The sequence below is a fragment of the Azospirillum sp. BE72 genome (assembly GCF_031455875.1).
GTDB lineage: Bacteria > Pseudomonadota > Alphaproteobacteria > Azospirillales > Azospirillaceae > Azospirillum.
Genome location: NZ_JAVDTO010000022.1, coordinates 67,092 through 78,619, shown reverse-complemented (window position 1 = coordinate 78,619; position 11,528 = coordinate 67,092). Strand labels below are relative to the sequence as shown.

The window sequence follows — 11,528 nt, the reverse complement described above, 5'->3', positions numbered from 1 at the left end:
CCACGGACGGAAGCATGAAGCCGGCGACGTGACAATCACTGCGAGGGACTTGACGTCTGACGGCCCATTACGGAAGCATTACAGTTGCGATGGAACGTCCTCCCGCCTGTTGAACAGGCTTTGGGAGGTCGCCATGTCCGGTGTCGCGGTCGAGGACCTGCTGGGGCTGTGGTCAGAGGAACTGCGTGGAGCCAAAGCCCGGCTTCAGCCGCTGTTCTTGCAGTCCGGCACGGCGGCATCAGCCGGCGCGTTCCTGGACGGGCTGCTCGGGCCGGAGCGGCGCAAGACCGGGTGGATGCGCGCCGAGGCCGCAGGTGATACGGGTCCCTGGCGTCAGCAGGCGGTACTCGGCCGTACCTCCTGGGATGCCGACGCGCTGCGCGACGTGGTCCGCGACTACGCGCTCGATGCCTTGGCCGAGCCTGCTGCAACGCTGGTGATCGACGAGACCGGCTTCCTCAAGCAGGGTAGAGCCTCCTGCGGCGTCGGGCGCCAATACACCGGCTCGGCGGGAAAGATCACCAACTGCCAGATCGGCGTCTTCGCCGTCTACACCTCGTCCAAGGGCCACGCCTTCATCGACCGGCGGCTCTACCTGCCCAAGGACTGGACGGGCAACCCAGACCGCCTCGCCAAGACCCACGTGCCCGAGGACGTGCGCTTCGCCACCAAGCCGGCCATAGCCGCCGCGATGGTGCGCCGGGCGATTGACGCGGGAGTGCCTTTCGCTTGGGTGGCAGCCGACAGCGTCTATGGCGTCGGTGAGTTGGAGATGGTGTTGCGCCGTGCCGGCAAAGGCTACGTGCTCGGCGTGACCGGCAGTCACCATTTCAATTCCTGGAGCCCGACTTTGTCCGTGTCTGGCACCGCCGAGAAGATCGCCAGGGACCTGCCGGCGGAGAGCTGGATCCGCTTGTCGGCGGGCGATGGCACCAAGGGGCCGCGGCTCTATGACTGGGCCTACCTGGAACTGGCCGATTTCGATCCTGAGATGGTTGGCGCGCCGCCCGGTCTGGGGCTCTGGACGCGCGGGCTGCTGGTGCGGCGACGCCCCGTTGATGGGGAACTGGCCTTCTTCACAACCTGGTGCCGGCACGGTACGCCGGTGGACACATTGGTCCGCGTCGAGGGACAACGCTGGTCGATCGAGGACGCCTTCGAGACGGCGAAGACCGAGCTGGGGCTGGATCACAACGAGACGCGGAGTTGGCACGGCTGGCACCGACACGTCTCGCTGGTCATGCTCGCCTTCGCCCTGCTGGCCGTGGTCCGGCACAAGGCCGATACCCTTGCCACGCCCCCAAAAACGATGAGGAAAGTTCCTCGCCCATGGTCCGTTGGTCGATGCAGGAGATCCGTCGTGTTGCCGACCGCCTAACCCGGCGGTCGATCGAGCCCGCAACCGTCATCGCATGGTCGGCGTGGAGGCGATGCCATCAAGCGCTCGCCTGCCAAGCCCACCGTACAAATGTGTTTCAGCTAGCAAAATTGACCCTTTCTGGGGGGTAGCATGCGCCCAAAGTTGGCCCCTTTGCACAGCCCAGGTTATGGCGCTCTCTTCAACGAAATGGCGAGTTGGTGATCCGACCCGACGGTTGCCCCGGTGGGTCCACAGGCAAATCGAGGGGCCGCCGCCACCGCGCTATGGAAGCGGGCGGCGGCCCCTCGTTGCCCATGGACTACCGGGGCAACCGACCACTTCCGGTGGGGGTGAAATTTGGGCGCTTGCAGGGGGTCAACTTTCCATCCGTTTAACAATCCTCGAATTAGGAACAACCATGGCTGCAACAGTTCGTCACTCCGAAATACCCGGTGATAGGGGGCACTACACGAAAGGGCACCGTCAAGTTGGCGTTGGACGGGTTGCGGGAGCGGGCGAGGGCGGGATATGGAGCGGCATGACGACACCCGCTGACCACCGCTATACTGGTTACCGCTACCCCGCCGAGGTCATCGCGACGGTGGTCTGGCTGTACTTCCGCTTTCCCCTGAGCCTGCGGATGGTCGAGGAGATGCTGGCAGCGCGCGGCATCCTCGTCAGCCATGAGACGGTGCGACGGTGGTGCCTGAAGTTCGGCCGCGAGATCGCCGACGGCGCGCTGGTCACCGTCACCCCTGCCACCTTTCGCATCCGTCCACAAGCCGTGACGGTCTATGCCCCCGAACGTCGCCCGGCATGGCGGCCGGGCGAGACGAGATAGGCGCGCCACTGTTGGCGGGGAGCAGATGGCGGCGGCATCTTCCCACAGCTCCGGTTCCGACATGCCCCTCGACGGTCTTCCCCTTCTCGCCAACCTGGCGATCTTTGCCGCCGCCGCCGCTCTGGTGTGGGCCGCCGGAACGCGCCTCGCGGTCTATGTGGATGGCATCGCGCAGGCAACGGGAGCGGGACAGGCCTTCATCGGCATGCTTCTGCTCGGCGGCATCACCTCGCTGCCGGAGATCGCGACGGTGACCACCGCATCCTGGACCGGCAGCCCGACGCTCGCGGTCAACAATCTGATCGGCAGTGCCGCCGGCAACGTCCTCCTGCTCGCGGTGGCGGACATGGTGCTTGGCCGGGACGCGCTGACCTCCGTGGTCGCGAAGCCTTCGACCCTGCTGCAGGGGACGCTGGGCATGATGCTCCTTTGCATGGTTGCCGCGGCCTTGGTCGCCGGTGACATCGCCGTCGCCGGTGTGGGGGTGTGGACCACGGCCCTGTTGGGCGGCTGCGTCGCTGCACTCTGGCTGTCCTCGAATTACGAACGCCGCCATGTCTGGGAAGCGGTCGACGCCCAAGTGGACGAGGGCGGCGATCTCCCAGGAGCGGAACAGCCGTTGCGGACGCTGGTGCTGAAGACCTCGGCGGTGGCGGCGGTCATTCTGCTGGCGGGATTCGTTCTGTCGCAGGCGGGTGACGCCATCGCCAAACAGAGCGGGCTGGGCACCGGGCTGGTCGGCTTCGTGCTTCTTGCCTTCGCCACCTCGCTGCCGGAGCTGAGTTCCATCGTCTCGGCGCTCCGCATCCGGCGCTATGAAATGGCGGTCGGCGACATCTTCGGCACCAACCTCTTCAACATCGCGCTGCTGTTCCTGGCCGACCTCACCTATTCCGGCGGGCCGGTGCTGTCCGAAGGCGGAACCTTCGAAGCCGTGGCGGCCTTGCTGGCCAGCCTGCTGACGGGCCTTTTCCTCATCGGTCTTCTGGAGCGGCAGGACCGAACCATTTGGCGGATGGGGTACGATTCGCTGGCGGCGCTCATCCTCTATGCCATGGGTCTCGTGGTCCTTTATCCCTTTGCGCAATAGGGGAAACCCACGCGATCCGGCCGGAACCGATCTTTTGGGCGCGAGTTGACACTGCAAGTCCCGGCCCTCCGCGGCCACCTTTCCCACTGTTCGGAGGACCACGGCCGCCATGCGTCCATCCAGGCTGTCCCGCCGCGCCTTCCTGCAGGCCGCTGCCGCCGCCGGCGTCAGCGCCACCGTGCTGCCGCTCAACCGCGCCCTGGCGATCATGCAGACCGGGACGGTGACCCAGCCGCCCAACTGGCTCGACGCGCAGGGACGCATCCGCTTCCGCCGCGACGGCATTCCGAAAGTGACCGGCGACAAGGTGTTCGCCATCGACGTGCGTGCCCGCGACATGCCCGGATGGCCGGCCGAACAGGCCCATGCCTTCCTGCTGCGCGCCACCCGTGCCGACCGGATTTTCGAGGGGATCGACCTGTCGATGCTGCCGGACCATCTGCAGCCCGACCGTCTGGTGCTGGAGGAGACGCTGGCCGCCGACGGTGTGACGATGCCGGAACCCGACTTCTACGGCGACCTGCTTCTCGCACGCAGCCGGATGCCGCTGCTCCTCGGCCAGCCGCTCGCCCTGCTGATCTATCACGACTATCCCAGGTTCCGCGCCGCCAAGGCCCGCCTGAAATGGAACGAGGACGCCGTCCGCTGGGGGCTGAGACCGGTTATGTCGAGCGCGATCCCTATGGCGCGGCGCGCTACGTCCGCGTCGGCGGCGAGACGCCCTTTGCCGAAGACGTCTACTCGCCGCTGAAGAACACCACGGTCAGGCCCAAGGTGCAGAACCGGGGAACCACCTGGCCGACGCCCAACCAGCAGGGTTCCCCCTCGGCGGAGGCGATGTACCACGCGGGAGAGATTGACCGGGAATTGGAATCGCCGCCCGCCGACTGAGCGATCTTCCGGCGCAAATTCCATTCGCAGTATGTCGATCCCGCGGCGATGGAGACCGACAACGGCAACGGTTGGTACGACCGCGAAACCGCGACCCTGCACCTCGTCACCGGCACGCAGTCGCCCTACACCAACGCCACCCACGCCATCGACATGGTGGGCAAGAGCAGCTTCGCGCTGAAGGACCTGCGCTTCTAGGGGTCCGAGTAGCAGCGGAACCAAGAACCTAGGTAAGCCCCCCTGGCTGTCTCGGTAGGGTCTAAAACGCGCCCGTGAGGCGTATCGGAAAGCCGAACTCAACCCTATTGAGACGTAGAAAGTGTCTTATCGCCTCGCCTTGCTGGGGTCTACCCCACCGGGACGGTGCCCGGAGACGGCAGAATTTCTGGGGTGCAGCGCTTACCTGGGTTTTGCGTTCCTCTGCTACTCAATCCCCTGCTCCGGTAAGCGCCGGCTTGGGTCCGGTGCGGGTCGGGCGACTGCCGTCGGCCACCATCGCTGTCAGCTCGACCAGCACCTCCTCGACGAAGGCATCGACATCCGAGAACGCGTCCCAGGACGCTGGTATGGTGCATGCGGGACGAACGGCGGTGCCCATAGAGTGCGCATCCAGGCGGTCAGAGCGACGGCCGCAGAAATACCAGACCGCGACCCGCCGCAACACTCCTATTCACCTTAAAGTAGCATCCCGACCAGCACTCCCAGGGACGCGCCTGCCACGAACAAGCTCTCATATTCCTTGGAAGGGGGCTGAACCGGCTGCCGGACTGGATGAAGGCGGAATACGCACAGGTCTGGCGGAAGGCGAAGGGCGGCGTGCTCATCGTGCGGCAGGCGCGGCGGATGCGGCACGAGGCTCTGCCCGCGCTGCCCCGCGCCTTGTCGGCGGTGCGGCGCTGCGCGCGCCAGCTGGACCGGATCGACACCGCGCCGGATCTGGCAGAGAAGGACCGGTCGGCGCTGCTGGCTCTGCGGGACAGAAGCGACACGCTGCTCGCCGCCGGCGATGGGGAGCGGGCTCGCCGACGCGCTACGGCTGTCCGCCGGACGGAGGGATCGTGATGGCCGCGGGCGCAGGTCCCTGACCCATCACCGACCGAACCGGGCGGCATGAAGTCCCGCGAGCCTGCCGGACGTGAAGGCCCAGGCCAGATGGTGGCCGTGTCCTTCCAGCAGAAGGCCGCCCTGCCCGACCGATCCGACGGCGTAGAGGCCCGGGATCGCCTGCCCGTCGCCGCGCGTCACCTGATGGTCGCGGTTCACCGTCAGTCCGCCGTCGGTCAGGATGATCCAGCTCTTCACCGGCCCCAGCGCATGGAACGGCCCCTTGCCGATGGCAGGCCGCCCGCCGGGCGCGGCGTTGTGGGCAGTGACCGCCTTGGCCAATGCCGGGGCGGGCACGCCCATGGAGGCCGCCAGTTCCTCGATCGACCCGCCACGGTGGTAGAGGTCCGGCCGTGTCCGCTTGTAGTCCTGGAGATAGGCGTAGGCGACGCCGGGGGCGGTCGAGATGAAGTATGGCCATTTGCCGAATTTGCGCGCCACCTCGTCGTCGAAGACGATGTAGCCGACCTTGTCGGGCTGTTCGGCCAGAGCATAGTTCGGGCGGTCCAGCTCGTCGGCGAACCGCTTGCCGCGCTTGTTCACCAGGATCGCCCCCTCACGGAACAGCGACGGCTCCGGGCTGAGGTAGGTGGTCACGAAGGACAGGATGAAGGGGCGCAGGCTCCAAGTCGGCAACTTTTCCAGCGCCATGCGCATGGCGCCGGTCAGCAGCCGGTGCGGCGGCAGGCGCAGGAGAGCGCTGGGCTTGGCCGGCGGCATGAAGCGCAGGTTCGGGCCGTAAACGACCTCCCCGAACTTCACCTCGGCGCCGAGTTCCTCGCCGAACCGGTGCCCGTCGCCGACATTCGTCGTGTTCACGCCGTCCACTTCGGCGACCGCCGGATTGAAGCGCCGCTTCCAGTCCGAGCTGGACGAATAATCGCCGGTCGCCAGGATGACTGCGCGGCGGGCGCGCAGTTCATGGAGACGGCCGTCGATCCGGGCGGCCACGCCGACGACGCGGCCATCCTCCACCAGCAGCCGCTCCACCGTCGCGTTCACCCGCGCATCGACGCCGACGCGCTTCGCCTCGCGCGCGACGAAATAGATGTAGGCCCGCGAGTTGGGCAGCACGTTGTGCATGCGCGGCTGCCGGTGCGGCGGCTCGGGCATCGGGCCGTAGAAGGTCACTCCCAGCGACATCAGCCATTCGACGCTGGCCGGGACATTCTCCACCAGGATGCGCCGCAGCTCCTCATTGTCGGCCGCTGCCGCCTTCTCGCCGGCCAACTTGACGGCGAACTTCCCCATATCCTCGAAATGGGCCTGGGGATCGTCGACGATGCCGGCGCGGCGCTGATGGGGGGTGCCGGTGGCGGTTATCGACCCGATCGACAGGCCGGTGCTGCCGCGCAGTTCGGTGTGCTTCTCCAGCAGGACGACCCGCGCGCCTTCCTGACGGGCGAAGATTGCGGCGGTCAGGCCGGAGCCGCCACCGCCCACCACCACGATGTCCGTTTCTTCGCGAACGGCGTCAGCGTTCATCTCAGTGTCTCTCCAATTTGCCGGCATCCGGCGCCGCGCCGCGAGGGGCGCGCCGGATCACTGCCTGTCGTCATTCGATTGTCGGATTCCCTGGACGGGGCGTCGGTCCCGGTGCCGTCAGTCCCGCTCGCGGCCGAGCGACCGCGAACGCCGGGCCAGCCACCAGCCGGACTGTTCCGGCCAGCCGTCGAAGCCGCCGCCGCACAGTTGCTGCACGGCATGCAGCGGCCAGTTGGGATCGGCCAGCGCCTCCCGCCCGATGGCGATGAGGTCGGCCTCCCCATCGCGCAGGACCGCCTCCGCCTGATGGCCGTCGAGGATCAGGCCGACCGCCATGGTCGCGATCCCGGCCTCCCGCCGGATCCGCCCGGCGAAGGGCACCTGGAAGCCCGGATGGCGCGGAATCGCCGCCGCGGTGGCCGAAACCCCCGTCATGCCGCCGGAGGAGCAGTCGATCACGTCGATCCCGAGGTCCCGCAGGTCGCGGCTGAAGGCCACGCTGTCCTCGACCGTCCAGCCGCCCTCGACCCAGTCAGTCGCCGAGATGCGGACGAACATCGGCCGGTCGGCCGGCCAGACCGCCCGCACCGCCGCCGCGACCTCCAGCGGGAAACGGCAGCGCCCCGCCCAGTCGCCGCCATAGCCGTCGTTCCGCCGGTTGCTGAGCGGCGAGAGGAACTGGTGCAGCAGGTAGCCATGGGCGCAATGCAGCTCCACCGCCTCGAACCCGGCCTCCAGCGCCCGCGCAGCCGCGACGCGCCATGCCTCGACCAGGGCGGCGAGGCCGGCACGGTCCAGTTCCGCCGGCACCTGCCAGCCGTCGGAGACAGGCAGCGGGCTTGCACCGACAACCGGCCAGGGCGGCTCCCCGCGTGCCGCGTCGGCCGCGCCGAGTGGGCCATGCCCCTGCCAGGGCCGCTGGGTCGCCGCCTTGCGCCCGGCATGGTTGAGCTGGATGGCGGGAACCGCGCCGAACGCCTTCAGCATTCCGGCGATGCTGCGCAGGCCGGGGATCTGGCGGTCGCCCCACAGGCCGAGATCACCGGGCGTGATCCGCCCCTGCTCGGTCACCGCGGTCGCCTCGACCATCACCATGCCGGCGCCGCCCATGGCGAAGCGGCCGAGATGCACCCGGTGCCAGTTGCCGGCCTCGCCGTCCACCGCCGAATACTGGCACATCGGAGAGATGACGATGGGGTTGCGCAGCGTCGTCCCGCGCAGGGCGACCGGCCTGCACAGCCGCGGCGCCGACGCCGCGCCGTCGGCGGGACTCTCCATCGCCGGCCTCACCGCTCCACCCCGCTGCCGTCGGACCCGGCGCGGCCAAGCTCGGCGGCGGCGGCCTCGGCCGCCCGCAGCCCGGTGACCGACGATTTGGTCAGGCCGCCGACATAGCCGATGGCGTCGCCGCCCTCCAGCCCGCCGGTCGTCGCCCCGGCGGCGAACAGGCCGCCGATCGGCGTGCCGTCCTCGCGCCTGACCCGGCCATGGTCGTCGATGGCGATGCCGCCCATGGTGTAGGTCATGCCGGCGACCAGACGGATCGCCATGAACGGCCCCTGACGGACCGGGAAGGGACGCGCCCGGCCGGTGCTGCGCGGCGGCGTCAGGCCGGCGGTGTCGCCCGCATCCACCGCGGCGTTGTAGGCGGCGACCGTCGCCTCCAGCCGGTCGGCGGGAATCCCCAGCTTTTCCGCCAGCCCCTCCAGGGTGTCGGCCTCGACGATGGTGCCGCCGACGCGGAGCAGGTGCGGGTTGGCCGGAATGATCGATTCGGTTCCCGGCCCATTCCAGATCGGGCGGTCGAAGATCACCGTGGTCGCCAGCGGGTCGTCGAGCTTGGCGATCCGGTTGGTGACATGGACGCCGCCGCGGCCTTCGTCGACGACACGAACGCCGGCCCTGTCCACCACCAGCCCGGCCATGACGAGTTCGTCGAGCCAGGGATAGGGCCACAGCTTTTCGTTTGTCAGCGCGTCCTGGCACAGGATGTGGCCGTACACATAGGGCGTGCCGCGCAGGGCGGCACCGGCGGCGGCGGCCATCCGCAGCCCGTCGCCGCCGCCGGTGCCGGCGCCGCGCTGGCGCACCGCCTCGGGCACCGGCGAGACATGGGCGCGCACGAGCTCCGGGTCGCCCTGGAAGCCGCCGTCGGCGATGACCACGCCACGCGCCTCGATCATCAGCGTCTCACCGTTCCGTTCGGCCCGCAGCCCGACGCATCGGCCGTCCTCCATCATCAGCTCACGGGCGCGCACTCCGCGATGGATGCTGCCGCCGCGCTTCTCCAGCGCCGCCCCCAAGGTGCGCAGCAGCGTGTCGCCGCCCCTCCCCTCCCAGTTCAACCCCGGCTGCGGCAGGGCCGGCGGGGCCAGCACGGTGTCCTGCCAGTCGCGCGGCCCCGCCTTCATGAAGCGGATCCCCTGGCGGCGCAGCCAATCGACGGCGCGCGGCGCTTCCGTGGCGAGCATCGTCACCAGGGCGTCCTCGACGAAGCCGTCCGTTTCGCTGCGGATGGTGTCCATCACCTCCTCCACCGGACGGTTCAGGCTGCGCATGCCGATGTGGAAGGCGCCGCCCGTGTAGCGGGAGTTGCAGAGGTAGCGGTCCTCCGTGCCCTTCTCCAGCACGACGACGCGCAGCCCGAGTTCGGCGGCGCGGTTCGCGGCTACCAGCCCGGCGATGCCGGCGCCGATGACGACCAGATCGGATTTCATGCGTTCCATTCCTCCCGGGGATGTGCTTTGCGGGCTTCCGCCCATTTGCTTTCCGGGCTTGCGCCCGTCGTTTGATCGCCTGTCCTTTGATCCGGCGGCTATCCGGGCATCATTTCGGCAGCAGCATGTCGGAGATGATGGCGACCAGTTCCGCGAACGCCTTCATCACCAGGAACAGCAGCGGAGCGCTCAGCGCCAGGACCAGCGCGGCCCCGCCGCCCCAGCCGGACAGCAGCGCCACCGCCGCCACGAAGAGCGGAGCCAGCCCGGCGACGACGGCCAGCCAAAAGCCGTATTGGACGACGAAGCGAACCGCCGGATAGTTCTGTTCTGGCGACATGGTCCCTGATCCCGAGTTTGCGGTGATGGTGCGGCGGCGCCGGAACGGCGGTCGCTGGCCGGTGGCCGGTGGCCGGTGGCCGGTGGCCGGTGGCCGGTGGCCGGTGGCCGGTGGCCGGTGGCCGGTGGCCGGTGGCCGGTGGCCGGACACGCCGGGCGGGGCTCCCTGCCCGGCTCCCCGGCCGGTCCCCATTCGGGCCCGGCCGATGGGACAGCGGGAAACGCCGCATACCTGATTATTGACAGCCCACAACCATAATGTACACTGATTATACGCATACTGTCAATATGCGTGGAACGATCCAGTGGCGTGCGGTCGGGCGGTTCGCGATCCGGACCCGAACCGGTTCGACAGGGCTGGTGAAACCGCCCGATCCGGCCCCCGCGCCCGCCGCCATGCAAAAACAGACGATCCGTGGGAGGGACATCATGAACACGCGCGCCCCGGCATTGGCGCTGGGTCTGGCCCTGGGCCTGACCCTCTGCCCCCCGGCCAGCGGCTCTGCATCGGCCGCCTACACCGGCAATGTGGTCCGCATCGGCGTCCTCAACGACCAGACCGGCCTTTATGCCGACATCATGGGCCAGGGATCGGTGATTGCCGCCCGCATGGCGGTGGAGGATTTCGGCGGCAGCATCGGCGGCACGCCGATCGAGGTGGTCGCCGCCGACAACCAGAACAAGCCCGACATCGGCGCCGCCATCGCGCGGCAATGGTACGACGTCCAGGGCGTCGACATGATCGCGGAGATCGCCAACTCCTCGGTCGCGCTGGCGGTGATCGAGATCGCCCGCGACAAGAACAAGGTCGCCATCGTGTCCGGCTCCAACACCAACCGGCTGACCGGCGATTCCTGCACCCCCAACCATGTTCATTGGGCGTTCGACAACTATGCGCTGGCCAACGCCACCGCGCGCGCCGTCGTCAAGCAGGGCGGAAGCTCCTGGTTCTTCATCACCTCCGACTACGCCTTCGGCCACGACATGGAGAAGCAGGCCGGCGACATCGTGAAGCAGTCCGGCGGCACGGTGGTCGGGTCGGTGCGGGCCCCGCTGAACTCGGCCGATTTCGCGTCCTACCTGCTGCAGGCGCAAGGATCGGGAGCGAAGGTGATCGGGCTGGCCAACGCCACCGCCGACTTCACCAGCACGGTGAAGCAGGGCAAGGAGTTCGGCATCCTCGACGGCGGCCAGCGCTTCGCCGGCCTGACCGTCTATCTGACCGACATCGATTCGCTCGGGCTGGATGCGGCGCAGGGAACCCTGCTCAGCGTTCCGTTCTATTGGGACCTGAACGACAGGACCCGCGCCTTCTCCAAGCGCTTCATGGAACGGCACGGCAAGATGCCGACCGCCTATCAGGCCTCGGTCTATTCGCAGGTGACGCATTACCTGAAGGCGGTCAAGTCGCTGGGCAGCGATGCCGACGGCCGCGCGGTGGTCGCCCGGATGAAGGAGCTGCCGACCGACGACGACGCCTACGGCCAGGGATCGATCCGCATCGACGGGCGCAAGCTGCATCCGATGTACCTGTTCCAGGTCAAGACGCCGCAGGAATCGAAGGGGCGTTGGGACTATTACAAGCTGGCCTCGACCATTCCGGCGGAAGAGGCGTGGAAGCCGCTGGACCCCGCCTGCAGCCTCGTCGCCAAGCAGTGACGCCGGCACCGCCGGCCTTCGCCGACATCGGCACAGCATCGA

General features: G+C 68.4%; 11 protein-coding genes and 1 pseudogene. 7 read left to right on the top strand and 5 right to left on the bottom strand.

What is annotated here, in order from left to right:
• The first annotated feature begins 133 nt into the window (after nucleotides 1-133).
• From J2Y49_RS29695 to J2Y49_RS29675, 5 genes and pseudogenes are all read left to right on the top strand, one after another.
• The gene (locus tag J2Y49_RS29695; RefSeq protein WP_310119161.1) at nucleotides 134-1,378 is read left to right on the top strand and encodes an IS701 family transposase; all 1,245 of its coding nucleotides are present in this window, start codon (nucleotides 134-136) and stop codon (nucleotides 1,376-1,378) included.
• A gap of 520 nt (nucleotides 1,379-1,898) precedes the next feature.
• Nucleotides 1,899-2,090 (top strand): annotated as a pseudogene (locus J2Y49_RS29690) (IS6 family transposase); the annotation flags it as partial.
• A 172-nt stretch (nucleotides 2,091-2,262) separates the two neighbouring features.
• Nucleotides 2,263-3,291, top strand: coding sequence for a sodium:calcium antiporter (locus tag J2Y49_RS29685; protein ID WP_310119160.1), 1,029 nt, complete (start codon nucleotides 2,263-2,265; stop codon nucleotides 3,289-3,291).
• A 109-nt stretch (nucleotides 3,292-3,400) separates the two neighbouring features.
• On the top strand, nucleotides 3,401-4,042 hold the full coding sequence (locus J2Y49_RS29680; protein WP_310119159.1) for a twin-arginine translocation signal domain-containing protein: 642 nt from the start codon (nucleotides 3,401-3,403) through the stop codon (nucleotides 4,040-4,042).
• Nucleotides 4,043-4,230: 188 nt separating this feature from the next.
• Nucleotides 4,231-4,380, top strand: coding sequence for a hypothetical protein (locus tag J2Y49_RS29675; RefSeq protein WP_310119157.1), 150 nt, complete (start codon nucleotides 4,231-4,233; stop codon nucleotides 4,378-4,380).
• Nucleotides 4,381-4,609: 229 nt separating this feature from the next.
• Here J2Y49_RS29675 and J2Y49_RS29670 read toward each other — a convergent pair whose 3' ends face one another.
• Nucleotides 4,610-4,780: a hypothetical protein gene (locus tag J2Y49_RS29670; protein ID WP_310119156.1), complete on the bottom strand. Its 171-nt coding sequence runs from the start codon at nucleotides 4,778-4,780 to the stop codon at nucleotides 4,610-4,612.
• Nucleotides 4,781-4,953: 173 nt separating this feature from the next.
• Here J2Y49_RS29670 and J2Y49_RS29665 point away from each other — a divergent pair, with 173 nt between their 5' ends.
• Nucleotides 4,954-5,244 carry a hypothetical protein gene (locus tag J2Y49_RS29665; RefSeq protein ID WP_310119155.1) on the top strand — a complete coding sequence of 97 codons (291 nt, stop codon included), beginning with the start codon at nucleotides 4,954-4,956 and terminating at the stop codon, nucleotides 5,242-5,244.
• Nucleotides 5,245-5,271: 27 nt separating this feature from the next.
• Here J2Y49_RS29665 and J2Y49_RS29660 read toward each other — a convergent pair whose 3' ends face one another.
• The 4 genes from J2Y49_RS29660 to J2Y49_RS29645 all read right to left on the bottom strand — a co-directional run bounded on the left by J2Y49_RS29660 (nucleotide 5,272) and on the right by J2Y49_RS29645 (nucleotide 9,828).
• A complete protein-coding gene (locus J2Y49_RS29660) occupies nucleotides 5,272-6,771 on the bottom strand; it encodes an FAD-dependent oxidoreductase (RefSeq protein WP_310119153.1) in 1,500 nt (499 codons plus the stop codon).
• A gap of 117 nt (nucleotides 6,772-6,888) precedes the next feature.
• A complete protein-coding gene (locus J2Y49_RS29655) occupies nucleotides 6,889-8,049 on the bottom strand; it encodes an NADH:flavin oxidoreductase/NADH oxidase (RefSeq protein WP_310119151.1) in 1,161 nt (386 codons plus the stop codon).
• Between the two features lie 8 nt (nucleotides 8,050-8,057).
• Nucleotides 8,058-9,533: an FAD-dependent oxidoreductase gene (locus J2Y49_RS29650; protein ID WP_310119150.1), complete on the bottom strand. Its 1,476-nt coding sequence runs from the start codon at nucleotides 9,531-9,533 to the stop codon at nucleotides 8,058-8,060.
• A 64-nt stretch (nucleotides 9,534-9,597) separates the two neighbouring features.
• Nucleotides 9,598-9,828: a hypothetical protein gene (locus J2Y49_RS29645; RefSeq protein WP_035684237.1), complete on the bottom strand. Its 231-nt coding sequence runs from the start codon at nucleotides 9,826-9,828 to the stop codon at nucleotides 9,598-9,600.
• Between the two features lie 428 nt (nucleotides 9,829-10,256).
• Between J2Y49_RS29645 and J2Y49_RS29640 the strand changes: the two genes are divergently transcribed.
• Complete coding sequence (locus J2Y49_RS29640; protein WP_310119140.1) at nucleotides 10,257-11,486, top strand: ABC transporter substrate-binding protein; 1,230 nt, start codon at nucleotides 10,257-10,259, stop codon at nucleotides 11,484-11,486.
• Nucleotides 11,487-11,528: the final 42 nt, after the last annotated feature.

What these genes read in the sequence shown, in the direction of transcription:
- J2Y49_RS29645 (WP_035684237.1), bottom strand. Translation starts at nt 9,828, where the DNA reads ATGTCGCCAGAACAGAACTATCCGGCGGTTCGCTTCGTCGTCCAATAC.
- J2Y49_RS29685 (WP_310119160.1), top strand. Translation starts at nt 2,263, where the DNA reads ATGCCCCTCGACGGTCTTCCCCTTCTCGCCAACCTGGCGATCTTTGCC.
- J2Y49_RS29675 (WP_310119157.1), top strand. Translation starts at nt 4,231, where the DNA reads ATGGAGACCGACAACGGCAACGGTTGGTACGACCGCGAAACCGCGACC.
- J2Y49_RS29670 (WP_310119156.1), bottom strand. Translation starts at nt 4,780, where the DNA reads ATGGGCACCGCCGTTCGTCCCGCATGCACCATACCAGCGTCCTGGGAC.
- J2Y49_RS29655 (WP_310119151.1), bottom strand. Translation starts at nt 8,049, where the DNA reads ATGGAGAGTCCCGCCGACGGCGCGGCGTCGGCGCCGCGGCTGTGCAGG.
- J2Y49_RS29695 (WP_310119161.1), top strand. Translation starts at nt 134, where the DNA reads ATGTCCGGTGTCGCGGTCGAGGACCTGCTGGGGCTGTGGTCAGAGGAA.
- J2Y49_RS29680 (WP_310119159.1), top strand. Translation starts at nt 3,401, where the DNA reads ATGCGTCCATCCAGGCTGTCCCGCCGCGCCTTCCTGCAGGCCGCTGCC.
- J2Y49_RS29660 (WP_310119153.1), bottom strand. Translation starts at nt 6,771, where the DNA reads ATGAACGCTGACGCCGTTCGCGAAGAAACGGACATCGTGGTGGTGGGC.
- J2Y49_RS29650 (WP_310119150.1), bottom strand. Translation starts at nt 9,533, where the DNA reads ATGGGCGGAAGCCCGCAAAGCACATCCCCGGGAGGAATGGAACGCATG.
- J2Y49_RS29665 (WP_310119155.1), top strand. Translation starts at nt 4,954, where the DNA reads ATGAAGGCGGAATACGCACAGGTCTGGCGGAAGGCGAAGGGCGGCGTG.
- J2Y49_RS29640 (WP_310119140.1), top strand. Translation starts at nt 10,257, where the DNA reads ATGAACACGCGCGCCCCGGCATTGGCGCTGGGTCTGGCCCTGGGCCTG.